The following is a 26,994-nucleotide window of genomic DNA, read 5'->3' as shown; positions in this document are numbered from 1 at the left end:
GAAAATAATTTTATCATTTACAAACTCCTTAAAATTTATAGTACAATGAACAAGGTAATTCAAAATGGAGGCGTCATTTGACATGTTATATCTAGACAATGCAGCGACAACACAACCTCATTCTGATGTGTTGCGCAGTTTTATGAAGGTTAATGAAACCTTTTTTTATAATCCAAATAGCCCTCATGCAAAAGGGATTGAGGCACAACGTTTACTAGATGAGGCGAGAAATCAAATCAAAACAGCCCTAGACATTTCAGAGCGCTGTGTCGTCTTTACAAGTGGGGCAACTGAGTCGAATAATATGGCATTAAAAGGTGCCGCTTATCACAAACAAAAATATGGTAACACCATCATTACATCGCGCCTTGAACATCCGTCTGTTTTAGAAGTAATGCGTGAACTAGAAAAAGAGGGCTTTCATTTAGAATATGTTAATATCACGTCAGATGGACAAATAGATATAGACCATCTTAAAACATTACTTACACAAGATGTTATTTTACTGACATGCATGCAAGTGAATAATATTATGGGACAAATTCAGCCGATCCAAGATATTGTAGCATTATTGGCTGATTACCCAAAAGTTCATTTTCATGTAGATGCGGTGCAAGCGATTGGAAAGATGCCTTTAATTACACGTGGCGTTGATAGTTTATCGATCAGTGGGCATAAATTTAATGGACTTAAAGGCCAAGGCATATTAATTTTGAAAAATGAACATGCGATCGTTTCTACTGTGCAAGGTGGCGGACAGGAGTATGGTTTAAGAAGTGGTACAGTTAATCTTCCAAATGATGTCGCGCTCGCCAAAGCAGTCAATCTGGCAGTAAAAACTCAAACTCAACGTTATGATGCAATCAATCAAACTAATCAACAATTACGTCAATATATTAATACTTATCCAAACGTTGAGATTAACTCACCATCGACAGCTTCTCCTCATATTTTAAATATGAGTTTTCCAGGGGTTAAAGGAGAAGTATTAGTCAATGCATTTTCTAAACAAGGTATAATGATTTCGACAACAAGTGCCTGTTCGTCTAAACATGCAACATTGAATGAAGTATTGAGTGGTATGGGCTATTCGAAAACACGTATTGAAGGTAGTATTCGATTATCATTAGATAGAGGTTTAACAGAAGACGAACTACAAACATTTAAGCAAGCTTTTGACCAAGTGTATCAAGAAGTAAAGGAGTTATTAGTGAATGATTTATGATCATATTTTAGTACGGTATGGAGAATTGACATTAAAAGGAGGCAATCGCAAAACGTTTGTGAACCAATTACAATCAAATGTTAAACGTGCCTTAATGCCTTTAAAAGGATATGAAGTCAAAGCCAATCGTGACCGTATGTATATTCAATTAACAGATGAAGCAGACATTGAAGAAATGATGGAACGTATTTCTAAAGTATATGGTGTCCATTCAATTAGCCCAGTCATTAAATTAGATAAATCAATGGACCTTGTTAAAGCTCAAGCGATTCAATTTGCTAAAGAATATGCGCAAGGTGATAGTTTTAAAATTGAAGTTAAACGTTCTGATAAACAATTTGAACTTCAAACTTATGATATTCAAACTACAGTGGGTGGCGCCATTTTAAATGCTGTTGACCATGTGCACGTTGATGTAAGACAACCTATTCATGAAATTAAAATAGAAGTGCGATTAGATGCCATTTACATGTATGATCGTGTGGTGCCAGCGGTAGGAGGCCTGCCAGTAGGCACTGGTGGTAAGACATTACTGATGTTATCAGGTGGTATCGATTCACCTGTAGCTGGTATGGAAGTAATGCGTCGAGGCGTGACGATAGAAGCTATCCATTTCCATAGTCCACCATTCACAAGTGAAAAGGCAAAAGAAAAGGTCATTGAATTAACGCGAATTATGGCAAGTCGTGTAGGTGCGATTAAATTACACATTGTGCCATTTACTGAAGTACAAAAACAAATTCATAAGGTTGTCCACGAACGATATACAATGACTTCAACACGCCGTATGATGTTGCGGATTGCGGATAAACTAGTTCACAAAATTGGCGCAGACGCTATTGTTAATGGTGAAAACTTAGGACAAGTGGCGAGTCAAACATTGAAGAGTATGTATGCCATCAATGCAGTGACATCCACACCAATCTTACGACCACTACTTTCATTAGATAAATCTGATATTGTAGAAAAGGCAAAAGCAATTGGGTCATTTGAGACATCCATACAACCATTTGAAGATTGTTGTACAATTTTTACGCCTAAAAATCCAGTTACAGAACCGCAATTTGATAAAGTCGTAAAATATGAATCAGGATTTGACTTTGAAGAAATGTTAAATGAAGCGGTGGAAGGTATTGAAACACTTGAAATAGACAAAGATTACGATACGCACCATCAAGAAAAAAATGATTGGGACGACGATTTATTTTAATAAAACATTAAGTATGAGTAGGCTACTTCCATGATTAAATATTGGAAGTAGTCCTTTTTTATAGTGAAAGCACTGGATCCATTTTAGAGTATTATTTAATATCAATATGCTTTATATGATTTTTATATTGATTCAAAAAAGTTTCATATAAACGACGTCATTTCAGAAAAAGTTTGTTATGATTATGTTGAAAATATATTTGAAAGGGAGAATCCTATGTCGAAACGAATTGTAGCAATCATTTTAGCGGTTGTGATTGTCCTTGGCGGAATAGTAATGAGCACAATTACAACGGTTGTATCATCCTTTTTTTCTAATGATTCAATGATGGACAACGGTGCTCAAGCGACTGTTGTAGAGCCAGGAAATACGTCGAAACAAATTGCCGAAATTACGATCGATGGTCAAATCATGGATATGGGTTCAGGTGGTTTGTTTGGCGATGGTGGATACAATCATGAATCTGTTTTAAATCAGTTAGAAGCAGTTAAAGATGATATCACGGTTAAAGGGGTATTATTAAACATTAACACACCAGGCGGCGGTGTATACGAAAGTGATGAATTATATCAAAAGATAAAAGATATTCAAGATAAAGGTAAAAAAGTATACGTACAAATGGAAAGTTTAGTCGCTTCAGGTGGGTATTACATATCAGCACCTGCTGATAAAATATTTGCAGGTCCTCAATCGATGACTGGTTCAATCGGTGTCATTTCTGAGTCAACTGATTACTCAGAATTAATGGATAATCTAGGTATTAAAACAAATACTATTAAATCAGGTGATCATAAAGATATTATGTCACCGACACGTGAAATGACAGATGAAGAACGTGACATACTACAATCTATCAATAAAGATAGTTATGATCGTTTTGTAAATATCGTGAGTAATGGACGCGATATGTCTGAAAAGAAAGTGCGTCAATTAGCGGATGGTCGCTTATATAGTGCGCAACAAGCTGAATCAAATGGGCTGATTGATCAAATTGGTTACAAAGAAGCAGCCATTAAAGATTTGAAAAAAGCCATTAAAGCCAATGACGCTCAAATTGTGACATATGATCCAGAAGCATCAAGTTGGAACTCTATGTTTGGCTTTAGTACTTTCGTGAAAAAATTACAAGCTAAAGCAGAACAAGTCGATTCAATATTGCATAACGAATCAGAAGCGCGACCAATGTATATGTATAAAGGGTAGGTGAATCAGATGGAATATATTAATGAAGAAAAAAACTACAATCCATCACAGCCTGATCGTAATTGGTCTCAAAACGCCTTTGCAGGTGAACAGCAAGCACATGAAACCATTTCGAAATATCAATATGAGTTGAATGCATTTCTATATGCTGGATTTGGACGTCGCTTCTTTAGTTATATTATTGATTTACTGATATTATGGGGTTTTACACAGCTTGTGTTAAATCCAATTTACCAGTGGACACATATTGATGAATGGCAGTTATGGATTGGCTATTTTAGCGTAGGGCATATTCTCGATGCACTGATATACTTCGCTTATTTCACATTAATGACTAAATATTTTCAACAAACATTAGGTAAGATGATATTGGGTATTAGTGTGTATACGAAACATATTCAAGCCCCTACATGGACTGATGTATTATTTCGAGAATGGATAGGTCGAATTATTTCAAATATTCTTTTTGGATTACCATATTTGGCTGTAATATTCACGCCGAAACACATTGGTGTACATGATTATTTTGCTGATACAGTAGTTGTGAAAAATAAATATTTAAAAATGATACGTGAAAATGAAGTTTCTTCGCGTGATAAATCTCAATTTTAAACGTATAATATGAATAAAGTTAAAAGAGGAGGTTTCATTTATGACTCAAGTAACATTTAACGGAGATCCAATTCAATTAGAAGGCCAAGCAGTTGAGGTAGGGGATAAAGCACCTAACTTTACTGTAATAGATAATGGTTTAAATCCTAAATCATTAGAAGATTATAAAAGTAAGAAAAAATTAATTAACGTTGTGCCTTCTTTAGACACAGGCGTTTGTGATCAACAAACACGTAAATTTAATGAACAAGCAAGCCAAGAAGATGGCTATGTTTTAACGATTTCATTAGACTTACCATTTGCTCAAAAAAGATGGTGTGCTGCGAATGGATTAGACAATGTCATTACATTAAGCGATTATCAAACACATGATTTTGGTGAAAAATTTGGTGTCGTAATGAAAGAATTACAATTATTAGCACGCTCAGTATTTGTTTTAGATGAAAATGACGAAATCGTTTATAAAGAAATCGTACCAGAAGGCACTGATTTCCCTAATTTTGATGCAGCTCTAGAAAAGTATCAATCACTTTAATCGGTGAGCTGTAGGTCAGTTTTTCACAAGGACGGGTCTTATTAGATTGAACCTGTGAGGATTAAATACTATTTCACTAAGCGGAACAAAGGAATCTAATGGTTAAAGGTTAGGTTTCAGTTCCGCTTTACCTATTCTTAAGGAGAGGAAAACTAAAATGACTGAATCTAAAACGATAATGGAAGCATTATTTCAAATATTAGATGAAAAGACGCAGGAACTAAATGAAGAAAATGGTCAAAGTTTTATTGAAAATCTTGGGCTTGCGATGGAACACATTTACACATCAAGACGAGATGTTTTAGAACAAAGTACGTTTCAAGATCGACGTAAAGCATTCCAGTTTGCTTATTTGAGTCAACTTCAAAAAGAAGAAGTTCAAGCAAATCATCAAATTACGCCTGATTCAATCGGATTAATTGTTGGTTTTTTAATTTCTCAATTTGAACCTGAACAAAAAGAAATGCACGTTGCAGACTTAGGAAGCGGGGCAGGTCATTTAAGCGCTGCAATTCATGAAATGCTAAATGAACGCACAATCATGCATCATTTAGTCGAAGTAGACCCAGTATTATCAAGATTAAGTGTGCATCTTGCGAATTACTTAGAAATCCCGTTTGATGTCTATCCTCAAGATGCATTAATGCCACTTCCTTTTGAAGATGCAGATATCGTCGTAGGGGATTTACCAATTGGTTATTATCCGTTAGATGAGCGTAGTAAAGAAATGGCATTAGGTTTTGAAGAAGGGCATAGTTATGCGCATTACTTATTTATAGAGCAATCAGTGAATGCTGTAAAACCTGGAGGCTATGTATTTTTAATTGTACCGAGTCAATTATTTGAGGATAAACAGGTAAAACAGTTAGAAAATTTCATTGCTACAGAAACAGAAATGCAAGCGTTTCTTAATTTACCTAAAACATTATTTAAAAATGAAAAAGCTCGAAAATCAATCTTAGTTTTACAACGCAAAGATCAACAGAAATCACAGAAAGTCGAAGTTTTATTGGCTAATATACCAGATTTAAAAAACGCACAACAATTCCAAAACTTTATGAGCCAATTTAAAGAATGGCAGACACAAAATCGTCCTCAAAATTAAGCTGTAATACTCTTGAAATTAAGCTGTATTAATGGTTAAATAGATATGAATAAATTTAAATAAATATTGGAGGCAGTCCTTATGTCAAAATTAATTTTGGCCATTAACGCTGGTAGTTCTTCGTTAAAATTCCAATTAATTGAAATGCCAGAAGAAAAACTTGTTACAAAAGGTTTAATCGAACGTATTGGTTTAAAAGATTCTATCTTCACAATTGAAGTAGATGGTGAAAAACACAAAGTTGTTAAAGATATTAACGATCATGAAGAAGCAGTTAACATCATGTTAGAAAGCTTTAAAGAACATGGTATTATTGATGATATTAATGATATCGACGGAACAGGTCACCGTGTTGTGCATGGTGGGGAACGTTTCCCAGAATCTGCATTAGTTGATGATCAAGTGATTGAGGATATCGAAAAGTTAACAGATTTAGCACCATTGCATAACCCTGCTAACTTAATGGGTATTCAAGCATTCCGTAAATTATTACCAAACATCCCACACGTAGCAGTATTCGATACGTCATTCCACCAAACAATGCCAGAATCTGCTTACTTATACAGCTTGCCATATGATTACTATAAAGATTATGGTATCCGTAAATATGGTTTCCATGGTACAAGCCACAAATACGTTTCTCAACGTGCAGCAGAAATGTTAGATAAACCAATTGAAGAATTACGTATTATTTCTTGTCACATTGGTAACGGTGCATCAATTGCTGCTATTGATGGCGGTGAATCAATTGATACGTCAATGGGCTTCACACCATTAGCTGGTGTTACAATGGGTACACGCTCAGGTAACATCGACCCAGCTTTAATTCCATTTATCATGGAAAAAACTGGTAAATCAGCAGATGATGTATTAGATATTTTAAATAAACAATCAGGTTTATTAGGTATCACAGGTACTTCTTCTGACTTACGTGACATCGAAGCTGATGCAAACGAAGGTAATGAACGTGCGCAACTTGCTATCGAAGTATTTGCTTCACGTATTCACAAATATATGGGTTCTTATGCGACACGTATGCATGGTGTAGATGCAATCGTCTTCACTGCAGGTGTAGGTGAAAACTCTGACCTTATTCGTGCACGCGTATTAGAAGGCCTTGAATTCATGGGTGTATACTGGGATCCTCGTAAAAATGATGGTTTACGTGGTAAAGAAGCAGAAATCAACTACCCACATTCACCAGTAAAAGTACTTGTCGTACCAACTAACGAAGAAGTTATGATTGCTCGCGACGTTGTTAAGTTCGGTGAATTATAATATATCAAACAAACCCTTCTGTTACCTTTTATAGGAGCAGAAGGGTTTTTAAATAGGTAATTAATAGTAAACCCGAAAATGAAAAGGACTGCAGGCAAAAGTTCGCGTGCAAATACATTCATTTCCGGGTTTTATTGTTATATTCTGTTGTTTAATTAAATATCGAAGTCTTTTAAGAAGTCTTCTGTAGCAACAGTTGGTTCGAAGTGTTCAGGAATTTGTTCAGTTCTTACAACTAAAACGTCGCTATTAGCATGACGAACGATAGCTTCAGATACAGAACCAACGATAAAACGTTCTACTGCATTAAGGCCTGAAGTACCACACATAATTAAGTCAACATCAAGCTCTTCTTCACTTGCTTTCTTCGGAATAACAGATTTAGGAGAACCAAATTCTAAGTATGTCTCAACATCTTTAACGCCCTGAGATTCAGCCTCATTTTTATAACCTGCTAGTAACTTTTCAGCAAATGATTTTGATTTTTCCGTAAAGTGCGTGTCGTATACTTCAAAAGATGTATACGTTCTTGAATCGATAACATTCATAATGGTTAGTTTAGCATCATTTCTTCTAGCGACAGCTACAGCTTTTTGGAAAGCCCATTCTGCTTCGTGTGAACCGTCTACTGCGATTAGAATATTTTTGTACATAAACATAGCTAAAAACCCCTTTCTATCTTCATGTTAATTATAACACAATCTTTATAAAATTTCTGTCTTTCTCCTTTTTTAGTGCTTTAAGTCACTAATGATTGCGCTTACATTAATGATGCGTTATGATATTTTATGGAGGTGTTAGGAGTATGAAAATTGGAATTCCTACAGAGATTAAAAATAACGAAAATCGCGTTGGTTTATCACCAAGTGGCGTACATGCACTAGTAGAAGCGGGGCATGAAGTATTAGTGCAAAAAGGAGCAGGTCTAGGTTCTTATTTCGAAGATGAAGATTATAAAGAAGCTGGAGCTAACATTATTGATGACCAATCAGCAGTTTGGGATGTAGATATGGTTATCAAAGTTAAAGAACCTTTAAAAGAAGAATATGATTTCTTTAAAGAAGGCCTTATCTTATTTACTTATTTACATTTAGCAAATGAACCTGAATTAACAGAAGCGTTAATTGAGAAAAAAGTAGTAGCGATTGCTTATGAAACAGTACAATTACAAGATCGCTCATTACCATTATTAACACCAATGAGTGAAGTAGCTGGACGTATGTCAGCTCAAATTGGTGCGCAATTTTTACAACGTTTCAATGGTGGTTTAGGTATTTTACTTGGAGGTATTCCAGGTGTTCAAAAAGGTAAAGTTACGATTATTGGTGGGGGACAAGCTGGTACAAATGCAGCTAAAATCGCTTTAGGATTAGGCGCAGATGTGACAATCTTAGACGTTAATCCAAAACGTTTACAAGAATTAGAAGATTTATTTGATGGTCGCGTACATACAATTATGTCAAACCCATTAAATATTGAAGAAAGTGTTAAACAAAGTGACTTAGTGATTGGTGCAGTATTGATTCCAGGGGCTAAAGCACCAAAACTTGTTACTGAAGACATGGTAAAACAAATGAAAGCAGGCTCTGTTCTTGTTGATATCGCAATCGACCAAGGCGGTATCTTTGAAACTACAGATAAAATTACGACTCATGACGATCCAACATATGTTAAACATGATGTTGTTCATTATGCTGTTGCGAATATGCCTGGTGCGGTACCACGTACATCAACAATTGGTTTAAATAATGCGACATTACCATATGCATTACAAATTGCGAATAAAGGTTATCAACAAGCATTAAAAGATAACGAACCTTTATCACACGGATTAAATGTATTTGAAGGTAAAGTCACTAATAAAGCAGTTGCAGAAGCATTTAACAAAGACTATACGCCAGTAAACGACGTATTATAAAGCTAAATTGATAGTACTTCTGTAAAATAAAAAAATGAGGCCAGTCAAAAGTAAAATTACTTGTTGACTGGCCTTTTTTTAATAGTGATCTATGTTGCGTCTGAGAAAAGGTTTGTTCGCTTTCTCGTTATTCACCCACATATATAATGCGCAGTAATTTACCATATTGAGATGTAGTTGATGGTTCGCCTGCTCACTTTTGTTCGTATGCATAACGTACACTAACTCACTATGTTCGGAGTGTACGTAACTTTATTTAATCCGGCTCCCAATTGCAGGGTTCTCGATAATACTACGTGACGCGCAAAAATCAAAGAGCGATTTTCGCTTGTCCCTAGGTATTACTTCGAACCCTAACCGCAATTGTCCGCACTTTACTTAATCCGGCTTCGTGCTGCAAAACTCTCAACAAAATGAGACGCTTCACTAAAACCAAAGATCGGTTTGAGTTCGACGCTCGATTTTGCTCGAGTTCTGACCGCAGCACTCCGCACTTTACTTTATTTTGGTGATTTTGTGAGTATTGTGTAACCGTCTTGTGTGACGTAGATGTCGTCTTCTATTCTAACGCCGACTTTATTTGGAACGTAAATGCCGGGTTCGATGGTGAAGGTCATGCCTTCTTGTAAGACATCGTCATTTGTATTGGAAATGTCTGGGAATTCGTGGACGCTTAATCCTAACCCATGGCCTAAACGGTGAGGGAAGTAATCGCCATAGCCTGCGTCTTCAATGATACCTCTTGCTTTATCATCAAGTGCTTTTATAGATACACCTGGTTTAACCATAGCAATTGCCGCTTCCTCCGCTTTTAATACAACGTCGTAAACAGATTGAGCTTCTGCACTAGGGTTACCAAATGCAACAGTACGAGTGATATCACTGCAATAGTGGTGATAGATAACGCCCAAATCAAATAAAACATATTCATCTTGTTGAAGTTTTCGATCTCCAGGAACGCCGTGGGGCGCAGCGGCGTGATCGCCAAATAGAACCATCGTATCAAAACTCATTTCATTAACACCATATAGTTTAATCGCATTTTCAATATGATTAACCACTTCGCGTTCCGTAACACCTTCTTTTAAAAATTCAGTACCTATTTCAATGCATCGGTCAGCTAATTGTGTCGCTTGTTTAAGTATTTCTAATTCTGATGGTGTTTTAATATTTCGCATTTGTTTTAGTGTCATATCAATAGCATCAAAATGTTTGACGTTAAATGCGTCACGTAATTCATGATAGCGTTGGACGGTCAAATGTGTTTCTTCAATTAATAAACGTTCAAATGTATGTTGAAGGTGAGTAAATGGAGATTCAGTATCAAGATAACCAATGACCTGACCTTCAAAAGGTGATTGTTTGACTTCTTCGACATCAAGTTGTGGACAAATCATAGTTTCATTACCGTCTTCATCAATTAAATAAGCTAATAAACGCTCATGTGGTTCGCTATGAAATCCTGTTAAATAATAAATATTTGTAGGGTCTGTGATCCAAGCACCATTCGCATTTTGTGCTTGTAATGTTTTTAACAACGTATCTTTTTTCATACTAGTCCTCCTCCGTTATTTTATATTCAGTGTATTCGAGAATGAAAAAAATTACAATGAAGGCACGTGTGAGTTCGTTTACGATAGGGTATAATGTATGTAACATATTCAAAGGAGGATTATGCATGAAGTTATCTTTTCATGGTCAATCTACAGTATATTTTGAATCTAACAATAAACGAGTGATTATTGATCCATTTATTTCAGGGAATGAATTATCAGATTTAGACGTGAATGACGTAGAAGTAGATTATATTATTTTAACGCATGGTCATGCGGATCATTTTGGAGATACAGTAGAAATTGCGAAACGTACTGGTGCTACTGTGATAGGTTCAGCTGAGTTAGCAGATTATCTTACTACTGCTAAAGGTATCGACAATGTACACCCAATGAATATCGGAGGAAAATGGGAATTTGATTTTGGTACCATTAAATTTGTACAAGCATTTCATAGCTCAAGTTTAACAAATGATGACGGTGTGCCCGTTTATTTAGGTATGCCAATGGGATTAGTTTTAGAATTAGAAGGTACTACGGTTTATCACACAGGTGATACAGGTTTATTCAGTGATATGAAATTGATTGCTGATCGTCATCCTGTTGATGTATGCTTTATACCAATTGGCGATAATTTCACAATGGGTATTGAAGATGCAAGCTATGCGATTAATCAATTTATTAAACCAAAAGTATCTGTACCAATTCATTATGATACTTTCCCATATATCGAACAAGATCCAGAAGCATTCAAAAAAGCAGTTGAAGTAGGTAAAGTAGAAGTGCTTAAACCGGGTCAATCACTAGAATTTTAATCAATAAAGAAAAACCATAGTACGGTGATGTTACCGTACTATGGTTTTATTGCTTTAAGAAGACAGCAAGATTGTTTAACTTATTTTACAATAAGCACAGGAATTTTCGCACGTTTTGCGACTTTGTGACTGACACTGCCTAAAACAAATTTAGCTGATTCCTCTGCTTTACGGTTACTTAATACAACAATATCGTAAGCACCGCTATTTGCGTAATCCACAATTGTTTGTTTTGGATTACCACGTTCAATTTTTTCTTCGTATGAAATTTGATGTTTGTCTAAAGCTTCTTTAGTCGGTTCCATTTTACTTTGACGAATTTTAGTTAACTCATCAATATGTGTCCCCATTTTAACGGAAGCTTGAGCATCTTGTTCCCCAATGACATTTAATATAGTGACAACAGTCTTGTCTCCTGCAAGTTTACTCACTTCTTGCAATGCTTTTGTGTTTTTGAGATCCGTATCGACTGCTAATAAAATATTTTCATACATTAATATCATCCTCCTCAATAATTAGTTTAAATAAAATTAAGAATAATTGCATCCTTTTGATAGTTAATTCTTTATCTTATTATGCGAACCATCTTTCGCATCAGTGCTAAAAAAGGTTATAATATATTCAAGTTCAGAGGTTCAGCATTCTATTCAAAGTGGAAGGGCTTAACGCATTTATACCATGTCATATTCTAAAATAAAGCATACATAAAGTAATGAAAAATAGAGGGTAATCAATGACAAAACATGAACAAATTATAAATCATATTGAAAACTTAACAGTGGGACAAAAAATTTCAGTACGTAAGATTGCAAAAGATTTAGATGTATCTGAAGGGACAGCTTATAAAGCTATTAAAGATGCTAATCAAAAAGGGTTAGTAGCAACCATTGATCGTGTGGGAACTGTTCGAATTGAGAAAAAAAGTAGAGAGCAATTAAACCACTTAACATTTGGCGAAATTGCTAAAATTATTGATGGGGAATTAATTGGTGGAAAAAGTGGTCAATTTAAGTCGCTCACTAAATTTGCAATAGGTGCGATGGAAGTTGATAATGTCGTCAATTTTGTATCTAAAAATACACTTTTAATCGTCGGTAATCGCTTAGATGTTCAAAAAGCTGCTTTACAAAAGGGAAGTGCAGTACTCATTACTGGTGGGTTTGATACGACAGATGAAATTAAGGCGATTGCGAACGAAAAAGAATTGCCTATCATTTCTTCCAACTATGATTCGTTTATGGTTGCAAACATTATTAACCGAGCGATGTATAATCAGATGATTAAAAAGGAAATTTTATTAGTAGAAGATATTGTCATACCGATTGAAGAAACCTCATACTTGATGGAAAATATGAATATCTTGCAAGTCAAACTTAAATCTAAGGATTCAGGTCATTCACGTTTCCCTGTGGTAGATTACGATTTAAGATTAATTGGACTGATTACAAGTAAAGATATTATTGGTGCGCATCCTGATGATCCAATCGAAAAAGTCATGTCCAAACCACCTACAAGTGTTCAAATGAATACGACAGTGGCAAGTTGTGCGCATTTAATGATTTGGGAAGGTATTGAGTTGTTACCGGTGACAAATGCCAATAAACAATTAATTGGCGTCATCTCAAGAGAAGATGTTTTAAAAGCGATGCAAGTCGCTGGACGTCAACCTCAAGTCGGTGAAACCATTAATGACCAAGTGGCAAAACATATCGAAATTCGAAACAATCAAATTTTAGTAGAAGTGACACCACAGTTAACCAACCAATTTGGTACCTTAAGTAAATCTGTGTCAGTCGCGATTATTGAAGAAACAATAAAGTCTATCATGAGAAAATACAAAAAGCTTGAAGTTATGATTGAAAGTTTAAATATTTTCTATATCAAAACGGTTCAAATTGAAAATGAAGTCGAAGTGTTATATCAAATTCTTGATATGGGTCGTAACTTTGCTAAATTAGAAGTAACGATGCAAAGTGGACAAAAGACTGTAGCAAAAGCACTTATTATGTGCCAATTATTAGATAGTTAAAGGAGTTATAAAGATGCATACATTTAAAGCAATCCAGCAAAAAATTGAGTCTGCTGATACGATTATTATTCAACGCCATGTGAGACCAGATCCAGATGCTTTTGGTTCGCAATTTGCACTACAACGTTATTTAAAACAAAAATATCCAAATAAAACAATTTATGCTATAGGGGATATGGAACCTAGCTTGAGTTTTATGGGCGCATTAGATAACGTCCCTGAGGAAGTGTATAATGAAGCGTTGTTAATTGTCTGTGATACGGCTAATGAAGCGCGCATTGATGGTGCTAGCCTTGATGCCTTTCCATTTGTGATTAAAATCGATCATCATCCAGCTGTTGACCAGTATGGTGATATTAATTACGTTGATACGGACGCTTCTTCTACGAGTGAGATTATTTACAACATGATTGACTATTTAGGCGATCTTTCATTAATGAATGAAGAAATTGCTCAAGCGATTTATTTAGGTATTGTAGGGGATACAGGTCGATTTATGTTTAACAATACGACTCCGAGAACGTTACAAATTGCGAGTGAATTAATTCGTTATGATATTCAACCACAAATGTTATTAAATAAATTAGGGGAAAAAGAGCCTCATTTGATGCCATTTCACGGATATATTTTACAAAACTTTGAATTAGATAGTGATGGTTTTTGTCAAATTAAAATCACAGATGAAGTGTTGAAGCAATATCAAGTAGAACCTAATGAAGCATCGCTATTTGTCAATGCGGTGGCTGATCTAAAAGGCATTCGTATATGGGTGTTTGGTGTAGATGAAGGTTCAGAAATTCGTTGTCGCATACGATCAAAATCAGTTTCAATTAATGACGTAGCTGCTCAATTTGGTGGCGGCGGTCATCCTAATGCTTCAGGCGCATCCGTGTCAGATTGGCAAACGTTTGATCAACTTGCGACAGCTTTAAAAAAGAAATTACAGTCTGAGGCATAAGTCCTCGGATTGTAATTGAGAATCATGTAAGGAGGTGCCATGATGGTAGCACATTTAAATGTACATACGGCTTATGATCTTTTACGTTCAAGTTTAAAAGTAGAAGAAGCGGTATTACGTGCTAAAGAGCTCGGATATAATGCTATAGCAATCACAGATTTACATGTAATGTATGGTATCCCTCAATTTTATGATGTGTGTGTAAAACATAACATAAAGCCATTGCTTGGCATGTCGGTCGTATTAACAGATGAGTTAACTGAGCTGACGGCGGTTGTGATTGCTAAGAGTGATAAAGGATTAAAGCAGTTATTTCGATTGTCATCTGAAATAATGATGAATCAACATCAACATGTATCTGTTCAAACATTCAAATCCTTGGCTAGTGATGTGGTCGTCATTTTTCAAAATATGCGTGAAGCGCAAGCACATTGGTTAGAGGATTTTCCTGAAGAAACGTCACTTTATGTTGATCAGGGCTCTTATCAATCACCAATAGTAAATCGTGTTTGGGCGAAACCTTCTTTTTATAATACGCCTGATGATAAAGAGACCATTAAAGTACTTGCAGCGATTCGTGAAAATAAAAAAGTAAACTTTGTAGATAAGCAACCTGCGCATACGGCACATATTCAAAGTGTAGAGGAGCTGTATGAAAGTGAACAAATACCGACAGAGTTATTAGAACGTACAGATGAGATTGCACAGTTATGTGATGCTCAAATGCATTATCATCAGTCGTTGCTACCAGAGTTTCAAACGCCAAATAACGAAAGTGCGGATGAGTATTTGTGGCAAACATTGAATGAAGCTTTAGCACATTATCAATTAAATAATGAGACGTATCGACAAAGGTTAGCGTATGAGTACGATATTATTACATCAATGGGCTACGCAGATTATTTTTTAATTGTCAGTGATCTCATACAATATGCTAAGTCGCACCATATTATGGTTGGACCTGGACGTGGCTCTTCAGCGGGTTCATTAGTGAGTTATTTATTAAACATTACAACGATTGATCCAATTAAAAATGACCTACTTTTTGAGCGTTTTCTTAATCCGGATCGTGTAACTATGCCAGATATTGATATTGATTTTGAAGATACGCAACGTGAAAAAGTGATTCAATATGTACAAGAAAAATATGGTGACTATAGAGTAGCAGGGATTATCACATTTGGTCATTTATCAACCAAAGCTGTCGCAAGAGATGTTGGACGCGTGATGGGATTTGATGACATGACTTTAAATGAAATTTCGAAATGTATTCCAAAACAACTTGGTATTACGCTAGATGAGGCCTATCAAAATGAAACGTTTCGTCAATTTGTTCATAGAAATGATAAACATGAACATTGGTTTCATTTATGTCAAAAGTTAGAAGGGCTTCCTAGAAATACGTCTACACATGCAGCAGGTATTATTATCAATGACCAACCACTTTACAATGCGATCCCATTAACGGAAGGCGATAATGGTTTATTAACACAATGGACGATGACTGAAGCGGAAAAAGTGGGCTTACTTAAAATCGATTTTTTAGGTTTACGCAATTTAACTATCATCCATCAAACGATTAAACAAATTAAATTTAAAGAGAACAAAACAATTGATATCGAACAAATACCGATGAACGACCCTGAGGTATTTCAATTATTAGCCAAAGGTGATACAACAGGTATTTTCCAACTGGAATCCATTGGTGTAAGAAAAGTACTCCAACGGTTACAACCGCAACATTTTGAGGATATTGTTGCCGTTACTTCTTTATATCGCCCGGGTCCAATGGAAGAAATTCCAACTTACATTAAACGACGACATCAGCCTGAAACCGTTACTTATTTACATCCTGATTTAGAACCGATACTTAAACGAACATATGGGGTTATTATTTATCAAGAGCAGATTATGCAAATTGCAAGTAAGTTCGCAGGATTTTCATACGGTGAAGCAGACATATTAAGACGTGCAATGAGTAAAAAAAATAGAGCCGTGTTAGAAAATGAACGGCAACATTTTATCAACGGTGCAAGTCAACAAGGATATGAGACAGCACTGAGTGAACAAATTTTTGATTTAATCTTAAAATTTGCTGATTACGGTTTTCCAAGAGCACATGCAGTGAGTTATTCAAAAATTGCTTATATCATGACTTATTTAAAAGTGCATTATGCGTCTTACTTTTATGCTAATATTCTTAGCAATGTGATTGGAAATGTGGATAAAACAGTCCAAATTATGACAGAAGCGCGAAAACAACAGATTACGATAAATGGACCGCATATTAATCATAGTCGGTGGGCCTATGTGTCCGAGAATAACGCGATTTATATGTCATTAGGTGCCATTAAAGATGTGGGTTACCAAAGTGTTCAATTAATCGTACAAGAACGTCAAGATAATGGGCCATATACAGATTTCTTTAACTTTTGTGATCGTATTCCAAGTCGTATTCGTACTAGGCGATTGCTAGAACCATTGATTTTAACGGGGGCACTAGATTGTTTTGGGAAAAATAGGGCAACTTTGCTTCAATCTATTGATCAAGTCATAGATATTAAATCAGACCTAGATCAAAATTTCTTGGATTCTTTTGCCACGACGAAACGAGATTACTTTGAAACGGAGGAAATGCCAGATCAACGTATTTCGGAGTATGAAAAACAGTACTTAGGTTTTTATATTTCTACACATCCTATCGAAAAGTTATTTCATAAAAAGCAATATTTAGGCGTGTTTCAATTAAATTCGCAAGTGAAACAGCCTATTTTAATCACAATTGATAGTATTAAAATCATTCGTACAAAAAAAGGGCAACAAATGGCATTTGTGACGTTAAACGATGGTCAAAATACTATAGATGGCGTCATTTTTCCTGATTTATTTCAAAGATGTTCGGTGCCACTTGAAGAGGGTGTAGCATACGTCATTGCTGGTAAATTTGAAAAGCGTCAAAATAAATGGCAAATGATTATAGAAGATTTAAATACGTTAGAACAATTTGAAACACACAAATTACAACAACTTTCACAAATTGTGATACGAAAAGTATTGCCAGATGCGGTCGCTGAACATTATTTAACCCCTCATCAAGAAGGGGTTCCCGTTGTACTATTTGATGATACAACGCATCAACAAAAGACCTATGGCTATTTGAAAGATAATGAAGAAACCATAAAACAGTTTATAACAGAATTGAATCCACAAGATATCCGAGTATTATAAATTGTGATATTTCGTTTTGTGTGATTTTGATATCTATCTAAATTGTGCTATAGTATAGTGATGATTAATGTGATATAAACAAAACTTTATAGAATAAATTGATATTGGGAGATGATTTGGAATGTCATTAAGAGATGATGCTCTATACATGCATAAAGAACATCAAGGTAAAATAGCAATTTCACCAAAAGTTAAGGTGACAAATAAAGAAGAACTTAGTTTAGCTTATTCACCAGGTGTAGCAGAACCATGTAAAGATATTTACGAAGATAATGGGAAAGTTTATGACTACACTTCTAAGAGTAATACAGTCGCTGTCATTTCTGATGGTAGTGCCGTATTGGGGTTAGGTGACATCGGAGCAGAAGCAAGTATCCCTGTAATGGAAGGTAAAGCAGTACTGTTCAAAAGCTTTTCGGGTGTAGATGGCATTCCATTGTCTCTTGATACGAAAGATACAGAATCTATTATTCAAACTGTAAAGTTACTAGAGCCTAATTTTGGTGGCGTCAATTTAGAAGATATATCTGCACCACGTTGCTTTGAAATTGAGGAACGTCTTAAAAAAGAGACAAAAATTCCAGTATTTCATGATGATCAACATGGCACAGCTATTGTAACGGTTGCAGGATTAATTAATGCATTACGCATTGTAGACAAAGATTTGTCAGATATCAAAGTTGTGTTAAATGGTGCGGGTGCTGCAGGTATTGCAATTGTAAAATTATTACGTTCATATGGTGTTAGATCAATGATTATGTGTGATTCAAAAGGCGCTATTTTTGAAGGTCGTACTTATGGAATGAATGACACTAAAGAAACTGTTGCAAAATGGACAAACCAAGATAAAGTAGAAGGTAAATTAGTGGATGTAGTAAAAGATGCCGACGTATTTATTGGTGTATCAGTGGCAAATGCATTAACTGAAGAAATGGTTCAATCTATGAGTGATGACCCAATTATTTTTGCAATGGCTAATCCAAATCCTGAAATCACGCCAGATGTCGCAAAATCTGCAGGTGCTAAAGTTATAGGTACTGGCCGTTCAGATTTTCCAAATCAAATCAATAATGTGTTAGCATTTCCTGGTATTTTTAGAGGTGCGTTAGATGTTCGTGCAACACATATCAATGAAGATATGAAACGTGCAGCTGTTAAAGCCATCGCGGATTTAATTTCTGATGATGATCGTCAACCAGATTATGTCATTCCTGCACCATTTGATTACAGAGTAGCTCCAACTGTGGCTAGAGAAGTAGCTAAAGCCGCAATGGAATCAGGTGTGGCAAGAATTGAAGTAGATCCAGAAGAAGTTTACAATAAAACATTATCATTAACAGATCTCAAATAGTAAAATAAACGACACGATAGCCTATGGTAAGTGGAGGTAAAACAAATGTTTAAAGATTTTTTTAATCGTAATTCAAAAAAGAAAAAATATATTACGGTTCAAGACTCAAAACAAAATGAAGTTCCTGAAGGCATAATGACTAAATGTCCAAGTTGTAAAAAGATTATGTACACTAAAGAATTAATTGGCAACCTCAATGTTTGTTTCAATTGCGATCATCATCTTCAATTATCAGCTTATAGCCGCATTGAAGCAATATCAGATGAGGGTACTTTCGAAGAGTTTGATAAAGGAATGACCTCTGCCAATCCATTAAATTTTCCTGGCTATGAAGAAAAAATAGATAAAGATCAAGAAAAAACAGGGTTAAATGAAGCCATCGTGACTGGTACTGCTGAATTAAATGGAATTAAATATGGTGTGGGTGTCATGGACTCACGTTTCAGAATGGGAAGTATGGGCTCAGTTGTAGGTGAGAAAATATGTCGAATTATCAATTACTGTACTGAGCACCGTTTGCCATTTGTCCTTTTCACCGCTTCAGGTGGGGCAAGAATGCAAGAGGGTATTATATCCTTAATGCAAATGGCCAAAACAAGTGTGGCACTTGAGAAACATGCTGCTGCTAACTTATTATTTATTTCATATATGACTCATCCTACTACAGGTGGTGTTTCCGCAAGTTTTGCTTCTGTCGGTGATATTAATTTAGCTGAACCGCGAGCATTAATTGGTTTTGCTGGACGTCGTGTTATTGAACAAACAATTAACGAAAAGTTACCAGAAGACTTCCAAACAGCAGAATTTTTATTAGAGCATGGTCAGTTAGATAAGGTCGTTCATCGAAGTGATATGAAACAAACACTTGCGACACTCTTTGAAATGCATAGTGGGGTGAATCAATAATGTTAGATTTTGAGAAACCAATCGAAGACATTAAAAGTAAAATAGACTCATTGCAAGAAACACAACAAAAAAATGATGTGGATTTATCAGACGAGATTGAATTACTTGAAGCAGCTTTGCAAAATGAAAAAGAAAAAGTATATTTAAATTTAAAGCCTTGGGACAGAGTTCAAATTGCGCGTTTACCAGAGCGTCCGACTACATTAGATTATATACCTTATATTTTTGATGAATTTATGGAATTGCACGGTGATCGTAATTTTAGAGATGATCCATCAATAATTGGGGGACTTGCTTATTTAAATGATCAACCTGTCACTGTTATAGGACACCAACGTGGTAAAGATACTAAAGACAATATTTATCGTAACTTCGGCATGGCTCACCCAGAGGGCTACCGTAAAGCGTTACGTTTAATGAAACAAGCTGAAAAGTTTAATCGACCTATTTTTACATTTATTGACACAAAAGGTGCTTACCCAGGTAAAGCTGCTGAAGAAAGAGGCCAAAGTGAATCAATTGCTAAAAATTTAGTTGAAATGGCTTCTTTAACTGTACCAGTCATCGCTATTGTAATTGGTGAAGGTGGTAGTGGCGGTGCTTTAGGATTAGGCGTAAGTAATCGTCTGTTAATGTTGGAAAATAGTACATATTCCGTGATTTCTCCGGAAGGTGCAGCAGGTATCCTTTGGAAAGACAGTTCCTTAGCTCAAATTGCTGCTGAAACCATGAAGATTACAGCTTATGATTTATTAGAATTAAATATAGCGGATGAAGTTGTTAAAGAGCCGCTTGGTGGGGCACACCATGATATTGAGCAACAAGCTAAACAAATTAAACACAATTTCGTTCGTTTCTTAGACGAATTTGATAATATGACAGCGGAAGACATTAAAGAGGATCGTTATTCTAAATTTAGAAATATGGGTTCTTTTGTAGAATAAAGTATTATGATAAAACACTTGAGTGAACATTTACGAAAATGTAGTTACTCAAGTGTTTGTTTTTTGCAGGATATTCTAAAATAGCTTTGTAAGAAAAGCCTCATACGATTAAAAATGAGGTGTAAAAACGTTTACACGATAAACTATACCTTTTTTTAATGGAATGACGTTTTATTTTATGGTATTTTTAAATTAAGAATAAATCAAAAGAGGGTATGTCAACATGAAAAAAATTGCAGTTTTAACAAGCGGTGGAGATGCTCCCGGAATGAATGCGGCGATTCGTGCGGTAGTTAGAAAGGCGATTTATCATAACATTGAAGTCTACGGTATCTTTCAAGGGTATTCTGGATTAGTCAATGATGATATTCACAAGCTTGAATTGGGGTCAGTAGGGGACACGATTCAACGCGGTGGTACTTTCTTATATTCAGCACGTTGCCCAGAGTTTAAGGAAAAAGAAGTTCGAGCTAAAGGGATTGAAAACCTTCGAAAACGGGGTATAGAAGGTTTAGTAGTCATTGGAGGCGATGGTAGCTTCCGTGGAGCTCAACGTATTACAGAAGAGTGTAAAGATATTCAAACAATTGGTATTCCTGGCACAATTGATAATGATATTAATGGCACAGATTATACCATTGGGTTTGATACAGCACTTAACACAATCATTGACTCGGTCGATAAAATTAGGGATACGGCTTCGAGTCATGCAAGAACGTTTATTATTGAAGTCATGGGCCGCGATTGTGGCGATTTAGCGCTATGGTCAGGTCTAGCTGTAGGTGCAGAATCTATTCTTACACCAGAAAATGATTTTGAAATGAAAGATATTGCTGAAAAAATTCAACAAGGGATTGATCGAGGGAAAAAACATTCGATTATCATTGTTGCGGAAGGATGCATGACAGGTGAAGCTTGTGCGTCTGAGTTAACAAAATATATCAATGTCGACGCTCGTGTTTCAGTTTTAGGTCATATTCAACGTGGTGGTAGTCCAACAGGTGTTGACAGAGTATTAGCTTCACGTTTAGGTGGCTATGCTGTTGAACGTCTCATGGATGGTGATACTGCTAAAGGTGTTGGTATTAAAAACAATCAACTTGTTTCAACAGACTTTAATGATATCTTTAATCATACTTCCGAAATCAAATATACTCAACGTATGTTAGCGTTGACGAAAGAGTTATCGATATAATTTAGGAGGCAATAAATATGAAGAAGACAAAAATCGTTTGTACGATTGGACCAGCATCAGAATCTGAAGAAATGTTAGAAAAGTTAATGAAGGCTGGAATGAATGTAGCTCGATTAAACTTTTCACATGGTTCACATGAAGAACATGAGGCACGTATTCAAACAATTCGTAAAGTAGCGAAGAAACTAGACTTAAATATTGGTATCTTATTGGATACTAAAGGTCCAGAAATTCGTACGCATGATATGAAAAATGGTGCCATCAATTTAGAAAAAGGTTCTGAAGTCATCGTAAGTATGTCTCAAGTTGAAGGGACTGAAGATAAGTTTTCAGTCACATATGAAGATTTAATTAATGATGTAGAAGAAGGTTCATATATTTTACTCGATGATGGTCTTATTGAACTCCAAGTTAAAGAAATTCGTGAAGATGCTGGAGAAGTACTTTGTGATGTATTAAATAGTGGAGAACTTAAAAATAAAAAAGGTGTTAATTTACCAGGGGTTAAGGTTAATTTACCAGGTATTACGGATAAAGACGCAAACGATATTCGTTTTGGCATTGAACAAGATATCGACTTTATTGCAGCAAGCTTTGTTCGTCGTGCTAGTGATGTTCTTGATATACGTAAGCTATTAGAAGAAGCACAAAATACGAATATCAGTATCATTCCAAAAATTGAAAACCAAGAAGGTATCGACAATATAGATGATATATTAGAAGTATCAGATGGTTTAATGGTAGCTCGTGGAGATATGGGGGTTGAAATCCCACCAGAAACAGTTCCAATTGTTCAAAAAGATTTAATTCGCAAATGTAACAAATTAGGTAAACCTGTGATCACAGCAACACAAATGTTAGATTCAATGCAACGCAATCCTCGTGCGACACGTGCAGAAGCATCTGACGTAGCAAATGCGATTTATGATGGCACAGATGCTGTCATGTTATCTGGGGAAACAGCAGCAGGAAGTTATCCAGAAGAAGCAGTCAAAGCCATGAATAATATTGCGTTAGCTGCAGAAGATGCTCAAGCTTATAAAAAATTATTATCTGACCGTACAAAGCTTGTTGAAACATCATTAGTTAATGCGATTGGTGTGTCTGTAGCACACACAGCTTTAAACTTAAATGTTAAAGCGATTGTAGCGGCAACAGAAAGTGGTAATACAGCTCGTACGATTTCTAAGTATAGACCGAAATCAGATATTATTGCAGTTACACCTCGTGAAACAACAGCACGTCAATGTACATTAGTATGGGGCGTTTATCCAGTGGTACGTAAAGGTAATTACACAACAGATGAGTTATTAAATAATGCAGTTGCTACTGCGATTGAGACGGAACGTGTTGAAAAAGGTGATCTTATCATCATCACAGCTGGTGTACCAACTGGAGAAACAGGTACTACTAACTTAATGAAACTACATCTCATTGGTGAAGATATTGTGAATGGTCAAGGTATCGGTCGTGGTTCAGTGTGTGGACGTACAATCATTGTAAACGAAGCTAAAGAATTAGAAGGTAAAGATTTAACAAATGCCATTATTGTCACGTCATCAGTCGACAATGAAATGGTACCTTATTTAGACCAAGCAATTGGTTTAGTGACTGAAGAAGGTGGCTTAACTTCACCAAGTGCCATTGTAGGATTAGAAAAAGGTATTCCAACAATTGTGGGTGTAGAAAATGTAGCAGAAGCACTTCAAAACGATATGTTAGTAACAGTAGACGCTGCTCAAGGCAAAGTGTTTGAAGGTTACGCTAACGTGCTATAAAACATTGAACACTCCAGAATAGATACTAAATTTGGAGCAAACTTACTTTCGGGAGACCGTGATACGATCGGTTTCCCGGAGTATAGTTGTTTTAGGTCTTAAACTAATTTTTAATTGTAATAATTCCGTATAAAAGTTTGACAATGTGCTTTTATACGGTTCTTTTGTATCGTGATGGATATCATGAAATCAATTATATTTTGTTGAGAAATGTATTTAGTTCCAATACAATCACGTACATCACGCAATGATCATCACTCCTTGTTATTATTTATGATAAGTAAAGAGAATGACAGTGTTTCTATGTGATATTTTAAATTAAATTTGTTATACAACCGTTGATATGAGGCACTTTCATAAACTCATTTAGAATAATAGATAGTCAAATGTTCGACAATTCAGATAGCTTATGTTCTTAAAATGTTCACAAATATATCATTATTGGCTATAATAGTATATGAAAGCCATTACAAAAGGACGAATATAGAGTAAAGGGGAAATTCATATGGCAGAAGTAAAAAAAGGTTTAGAAGGGGTTATCGCTGCTGAAACAAAAATCAGTTCAATCATTGATAGCCAATTAACATATGCTGGATATGATATTGATGAGTTAACAGAAAACGCAGAGTTTGAAGAAGTCATCTTCTTATTATGGAATTACCGATTACCAACTAAAGAAGAGTTAGCAACATTAAAAGAAAAAATTCATGAATATATGACACTTAATGAGCGTATTTATCAACACTTTGAAGAATATGCGACTGATAAAGTGCATCCAATGACTGCATTAAGAACGTCAGTTTCTTATTTAGCGCACTTTGATAAAAATGCAGATGACAATAGTGAAGAAGCATTACAAGAAAGAGCGATTCGTATTCAAGCTAAAATTGCATCATTAGTAGCATCTTTTGCACGTGTACGTGAAGGTAAACAACCTGTAAAACCTGATGCTGAGTTAAATTATGCTGCAAATTTCTTGTATATGTTACGTGGTGAAAAACCAACAGATGTTGAAGTTGAAGGCTTTAATAAAGCATTAATTTTACATGCCGATCACGAATTGAATGCTTCTGCATTTACAGCAAGATGTGCAGTGTCATCTTTATCAGATATGTATTCAGGTATTGTTGCTGCAGTTGGCTCTTTAAAAGGACCTCTACATGGGGGCGCGAACGAACGTGTTATGAAGATGTTAACTGAGATTGGTTCAATAGATAACGTTGAATCATACTTAGAAAAAGCATTTGAAAATAAAGATAAAATTATGGGCTTTGGTCACAGAGTTTATAAAAATGGTGACCCAAGAGCAAAATACTTAAAAGAAATGAGTCGTAAAATTACTGAAGAAACAGGACAAAAAGAATTATTTGAAATGTCAGTGAAAATTGCGGACATTATGGAAAAAGAAAAAGGATTATTCCCTAATGTCGATTTTTTCAGTGCGACTGTTTACCACAGCATGAATATCGATCATGACTTATTTACACCAATTTTTGCGGTGAGTCGTACAGCAGGATGGACAGCACACATTCTTGAGCAATTAAGAAATAACCGCATCATGCGTCCTCGTGCAACTTATGTTGGTGAACAAGGACGTAAATACGTTGCTATTGAAAATCGTTAATTCATAACAATAAAACATAGATTTGCTTAAATACTATTCGGAGGGATTCTTATCATGAGTGAAAAAATCGTAAAAACAGATTCAGGATTACAAGTACCAAATCAACCTGTTATTCCATTTATTATTGGTGACGGTATTGGACCAGATATTTGGAATGCTGCTAGTCGTGTGATTGATGCAGCTGTTAAGAAAGCTTATAACGGCGAAAAAGAAATCGACTGGAAAGAAGTACTTGCTGGGCAAAAAGCTTACGACCAAACTGGAGAATGGTTACCTAAAGAAACATTAGATACGATTAAATCTTATTTAATTGCCATCAAAGGACCACTTACAACACCAATTGGTGGCGGTATTCGTTCATTAAATGTTGCGTTAAGACAAGACTTAGACTTATTTACATGTTTACGTCCTGTACGCTGGTTTAAAGGAGTACCTTCACCAGTTAAAAGACCTGAAGATGTGGATATGGTGATCTTCCGTGAAAATACAGAAGATATTTACGCAGGTATCGAATTTAAAGAAGGCACAGACGACGTTAAAAAAGTCATTGATTTTCTTCAAAATGAGATGGGTGCTACAAACATTCGCTTCCCTGAAACGTCAGGTATCGGTGTTAAACCAGTATCTAAAGAGGGAACTGAGCGTTTAGTACGTGCAGCCATTCAATATGCATTAGACAATAATCGTAAATCTGTAACATTAGTTCACAAAGGTAACATTATGAAGTTTACAGAAGGTGCCTTTAAGCAATGGGGTTATGACCTAGCAGAACGTGAATTTGGTGAAAAAGTCTTCACTTGGCAACAATACGATAAAATTGTTGAAGAACAAGGTAAAGACGCGGCAAACGAAGCGCAAGATAAAGCCGTATCAGAAGGTAAAATTGTGATTAAAGATTCAATTGCTGATATTTTCTTACAACAAATCTTAACACGTCCAGAAGATCATGATGTTGTTGCAACAATGAACTTAAATGGTGACTATATTTCTGATGCCTTAGCTGCACAAGTTGGCGGAATTGGTATCGCACCTGGTGCAAATATTAACTATGAAACAGGTCACGCTATCTTTGAAGCAACACATGGTACAGCGCCTAAATATACTGGATTAGATAAGGTTAACCCTTCATCTGTATTATTATCAGGTGTATTAATGTTAGAACATTTAGGTTGGCAAGAAGCTGCAGATTTAATTACGAACTCTGTCGAAAAAACAATTGCATCTAAAGTTGTAACGTATGACTTTGCACGTTTAATGGATGGTGCAACTGAAGTGAAAACATCTGAATTTGCAGATGAATTAATCAATAATTTATAAAATTAACACTATCTTTCAAAATAGCATTAAGCGGTTGGTGGAATGACTTCCCCAACCGTTTTATTTTTTGTAAATGCCAATGCTCATTATAATTATTTCTTTAAGTCCTATTTAAAAATCTTTATGTATACAACAAACACTTAATAATTAATCAATAGTGATGTGTAGTTATATCGTATTGTCATCGTAATTTTAAATAAATGCTAATTT

22 protein-coding genes are annotated in these 26,994 nt (G+C 35.4%); 19 read left to right on the top strand and 3 right to left on the bottom strand.

Annotation, left to right across the window (positions count from 1 at the left end; all coding sequences use genetic code 11):
* Positions 1–82: 82 nt before the first annotated feature.
* The 7 genes from ACEE93_RS05520 to ACEE93_RS05490 all read left to right on the top strand — a co-directional run bounded on the left by ACEE93_RS05520 (position 83) and on the right by ACEE93_RS05490 (position 7,168).
* On the top strand, positions 83–1,225 hold the full coding sequence (locus ACEE93_RS05520; protein ID WP_449155720.1) for a cysteine desulfurase family protein: 1,143 nt from the start codon (positions 83–85) through the stop codon (positions 1,223–1,225).
* Complete coding sequence (gene thiI, locus ACEE93_RS05515; RefSeq protein WP_449155719.1) at positions 1,215–2,435, top strand: tRNA uracil 4-sulfurtransferase ThiI; 1,221 nt, start codon at positions 1,215–1,217, stop codon at positions 2,433–2,435. Before ACEE93_RS05520 ends, thiI begins: the two co-directional genes overlap by 11 nt.
* Positions 2,436–2,651: 216 nt before the next feature.
* Positions 2,652–3,638: a signal peptide peptidase SppA gene (gene sppA / locus ACEE93_RS05510; protein ID WP_449155718.1), complete on the top strand. Its 987-nt coding sequence runs from the start codon at positions 2,652–2,654 to the stop codon at positions 3,636–3,638.
* Positions 3,639–3,647: 9 nt separating this feature from the next.
* Positions 3,648–4,250: an RDD family protein gene (locus ACEE93_RS05505; RefSeq protein ID WP_449155717.1), complete on the top strand. Its 603-nt coding sequence runs from the start codon at positions 3,648–3,650 to the stop codon at positions 4,248–4,250.
* A 40-nt stretch (positions 4,251–4,290) separates the two neighbouring features.
* Complete coding sequence (gene tpx / locus ACEE93_RS05500) at positions 4,291–4,785, top strand: thiol peroxidase (protein WP_449155716.1); 495 nt, start codon at positions 4,291–4,293, stop codon at positions 4,783–4,785.
* A gap of 157 nt (positions 4,786–4,942) precedes the next feature.
* Positions 4,943–5,890, top strand: coding sequence for a class I SAM-dependent methyltransferase (locus tag ACEE93_RS05495; RefSeq protein WP_449155715.1), 948 nt, complete (start codon positions 4,943–4,945; stop codon positions 5,888–5,890).
* 81 nt (positions 5,891–5,971) lie between these two features.
* Positions 5,972–7,168: an acetate kinase gene (locus ACEE93_RS05490; RefSeq protein WP_449155714.1), complete on the top strand. Its 1,197-nt coding sequence runs from the start codon at positions 5,972–5,974 to the stop codon at positions 7,166–7,168.
* 155 nt (positions 7,169–7,323) lie between these two features.
* Here the strand turns inward: ACEE93_RS05490 and ACEE93_RS05485 are convergent, their stop codons facing one another.
* Positions 7,324–7,827 (bottom strand): universal stress protein, encoded by a 504-nt coding sequence (locus tag ACEE93_RS05485; RefSeq protein WP_449155713.1) that lies wholly within the window; start codon positions 7,825–7,827, stop codon positions 7,324–7,326.
* A 146-nt stretch (positions 7,828–7,973) separates the two neighbouring features.
* On the opposite strand from ACEE93_RS05485, the gene ald reads away from it, so the two are divergent.
* Positions 7,974–9,086: an alanine dehydrogenase gene (ald, locus tag ACEE93_RS05480; protein ID WP_449155712.1), complete on the top strand. Its 1,113-nt coding sequence runs from the start codon at positions 7,974–7,976 to the stop codon at positions 9,084–9,086.
* 500 nt (positions 9,087–9,586) lie between these two features.
* Here ald and ACEE93_RS05475 read toward each other — a convergent pair whose 3' ends face one another.
* Positions 9,587–10,639: a M24 family metallopeptidase gene (locus tag ACEE93_RS05475; RefSeq protein WP_449155711.1), complete on the bottom strand. Its 1,053-nt coding sequence runs from the start codon at positions 10,637–10,639 to the stop codon at positions 9,587–9,589.
* A 125-nt stretch (positions 10,640–10,764) separates the two neighbouring features.
* Between ACEE93_RS05475 and ACEE93_RS05470 the strand changes: the two genes are divergently transcribed.
* On the top strand, positions 10,765–11,454 hold the full coding sequence (locus tag ACEE93_RS05470) for a metal-dependent hydrolase (protein ID WP_449155710.1): 690 nt from the start codon (positions 10,765–10,767) through the stop codon (positions 11,452–11,454).
* Between the two features lie 80 nt (positions 11,455–11,534).
* Here ACEE93_RS05470 and ACEE93_RS05465 read toward each other — a convergent pair whose 3' ends face one another.
* A complete protein-coding gene (locus ACEE93_RS05465; protein WP_449155709.1) occupies positions 11,535–11,948 on the bottom strand; it encodes a universal stress protein in 414 nt (137 codons plus the stop codon).
* Between the two features lie 239 nt (positions 11,949–12,187).
* Between ACEE93_RS05465 and ACEE93_RS05460 the strand changes: the two genes are divergently transcribed.
* The 10 genes from ACEE93_RS05460 to icd all read left to right on the top strand — a co-directional run bounded on the left by ACEE93_RS05460 (position 12,188) and on the right by icd (position 26,784).
* A complete protein-coding gene (locus ACEE93_RS05460; protein ID WP_449155708.1) occupies positions 12,188–13,483 on the top strand; it encodes a DRTGG domain-containing protein in 1,296 nt (431 codons plus the stop codon).
* A gap of 13 nt (positions 13,484–13,496) precedes the next feature.
* Complete coding sequence (locus ACEE93_RS05455; protein WP_449155707.1) at positions 13,497–14,441, top strand: DHH family phosphoesterase; 945 nt, start codon at positions 13,497–13,499, stop codon at positions 14,439–14,441.
* A 42-nt stretch (positions 14,442–14,483) separates the two neighbouring features.
* A complete protein-coding gene (locus ACEE93_RS05450; protein WP_449155706.1) occupies positions 14,484–17,669 on the top strand; it encodes a DNA polymerase III subunit alpha in 3,186 nt (1,061 codons plus the stop codon).
* 121 nt (positions 17,670–17,790) lie between these two features.
* Positions 17,791–19,020: an NAD(P)-dependent malic enzyme gene (locus tag ACEE93_RS05445; protein WP_449155705.1), complete on the top strand. Its 1,230-nt coding sequence runs from the start codon at positions 17,791–17,793 to the stop codon at positions 19,018–19,020.
* 45 nt (positions 19,021–19,065) lie between these two features.
* Positions 19,066–19,926 carry an acetyl-CoA carboxylase, carboxyltransferase subunit beta gene (accD, locus tag ACEE93_RS05440; protein WP_449155704.1) on the top strand — a complete coding sequence of 287 codons (861 nt, stop codon included), beginning with the start codon at positions 19,066–19,068 and terminating at the stop codon, positions 19,924–19,926.
* The gene (locus ACEE93_RS05435; RefSeq protein ID WP_449155703.1) at positions 19,926–20,870 is read left to right on the top strand and encodes an acetyl-CoA carboxylase carboxyltransferase subunit alpha; all 945 of its coding nucleotides are present in this window, start codon (positions 19,926–19,928) and stop codon (positions 20,868–20,870) included. Before accD ends, ACEE93_RS05435 begins: the two co-directional genes overlap by 1 nt.
* 223 nt (positions 20,871–21,093) lie before the next feature.
* Positions 21,094–22,065, top strand: a complete 972-nt coding sequence (pfkA, locus tag ACEE93_RS05430; RefSeq protein WP_449155702.1) for a 6-phosphofructokinase — start codon at positions 21,094–21,096, stop codon at positions 22,063–22,065.
* Between the two features lie 17 nt (positions 22,066–22,082).
* The gene (gene pyk, locus ACEE93_RS05425) at positions 22,083–23,843 is read left to right on the top strand and encodes a pyruvate kinase (protein ID WP_449155701.1); all 1,761 of its coding nucleotides are present in this window, start codon (positions 22,083–22,085) and stop codon (positions 23,841–23,843) included.
* Between the two features lie 505 nt (positions 23,844–24,348).
* The gene (locus tag ACEE93_RS05420) at positions 24,349–25,467 is read left to right on the top strand and encodes a citrate synthase (RefSeq protein WP_449155700.1); all 1,119 of its coding nucleotides are present in this window, start codon (positions 24,349–24,351) and stop codon (positions 25,465–25,467) included.
* 51 nt (positions 25,468–25,518) lie between these two features.
* Positions 25,519–26,784 carry an NADP-dependent isocitrate dehydrogenase gene (gene icd, locus ACEE93_RS05415; protein WP_449155758.1) on the top strand — a complete coding sequence of 422 codons (1,266 nt, stop codon included), beginning with the start codon at positions 25,519–25,521 and terminating at the stop codon, positions 26,782–26,784.
* Positions 26,785–26,994: the final 210 nt, after the last annotated feature.

Source organism: Staphylococcus sp. 11262D007BW (genome assembly GCF_053547815.1).
This window is presented reverse-complemented; position numbering and strand designations above follow the sequence as displayed.

Coding starts and splice junctions, on each gene's coding strand:
- ACEE93_RS05520 (WP_449155720.1), top strand. CDS start 83: ATGTTATATCTAGACAATGCAGCGACAACACAACCTCATTCTGATGTG.
- thiI (WP_449155719.1), top strand. CDS start 1,215: ATGATTTATGATCATATTTTAGTACGGTATGGAGAATTGACATTAAAA.
- sppA (WP_449155718.1), top strand. CDS start 2,652: ATGTCGAAACGAATTGTAGCAATCATTTTAGCGGTTGTGATTGTCCTT.
- ACEE93_RS05505 (WP_449155717.1), top strand. CDS start 3,648: ATGGAATATATTAATGAAGAAAAAAACTACAATCCATCACAGCCTGAT.
- tpx (WP_449155716.1), top strand. CDS start 4,291: ATGACTCAAGTAACATTTAACGGAGATCCAATTCAATTAGAAGGCCAA.
- ACEE93_RS05495 (WP_449155715.1), top strand. CDS start 4,943: ATGACTGAATCTAAAACGATAATGGAAGCATTATTTCAAATATTAGAT.
- ACEE93_RS05490 (WP_449155714.1), top strand. CDS start 5,972: ATGTCAAAATTAATTTTGGCCATTAACGCTGGTAGTTCTTCGTTAAAA.
- ACEE93_RS05485 (WP_449155713.1), bottom strand. CDS start 7,827: ATGTTTATGTACAAAAATATTCTAATCGCAGTAGACGGTTCACACGAA.
- ald (WP_449155712.1), top strand. CDS start 7,974: ATGAAAATTGGAATTCCTACAGAGATTAAAAATAACGAAAATCGCGTT.
- ACEE93_RS05475 (WP_449155711.1), bottom strand. CDS start 10,639: ATGAAAAAAGATACGTTGTTAAAAACATTACAAGCACAAAATGCGAAT.
- ACEE93_RS05470 (WP_449155710.1), top strand. CDS start 10,765: ATGAAGTTATCTTTTCATGGTCAATCTACAGTATATTTTGAATCTAAC.
- ACEE93_RS05465 (WP_449155709.1), bottom strand. CDS start 11,948: ATGTATGAAAATATTTTATTAGCAGTCGATACGGATCTCAAAAACACA.
- ACEE93_RS05460 (WP_449155708.1), top strand. CDS start 12,188: ATGACAAAACATGAACAAATTATAAATCATATTGAAAACTTAACAGTG.
- ACEE93_RS05455 (WP_449155707.1), top strand. CDS start 13,497: ATGCATACATTTAAAGCAATCCAGCAAAAAATTGAGTCTGCTGATACG.
- ACEE93_RS05450 (WP_449155706.1), top strand. CDS start 14,484: ATGGTAGCACATTTAAATGTACATACGGCTTATGATCTTTTACGTTCA.
- ACEE93_RS05445 (WP_449155705.1), top strand. CDS start 17,791: ATGTCATTAAGAGATGATGCTCTATACATGCATAAAGAACATCAAGGT.
- accD (WP_449155704.1), top strand. CDS start 19,066: ATGTTTAAAGATTTTTTTAATCGTAATTCAAAAAAGAAAAAATATATT.
- ACEE93_RS05435 (WP_449155703.1), top strand. CDS start 19,926: ATGTTAGATTTTGAGAAACCAATCGAAGACATTAAAAGTAAAATAGAC.
- pfkA (WP_449155702.1), top strand. CDS start 21,094: ATGAAAAAAATTGCAGTTTTAACAAGCGGTGGAGATGCTCCCGGAATG.
- pyk (WP_449155701.1), top strand. CDS start 22,083: ATGAAGAAGACAAAAATCGTTTGTACGATTGGACCAGCATCAGAATCT.
- ACEE93_RS05420 (WP_449155700.1), top strand. CDS start 24,349: ATGGCAGAAGTAAAAAAAGGTTTAGAAGGGGTTATCGCTGCTGAAACA.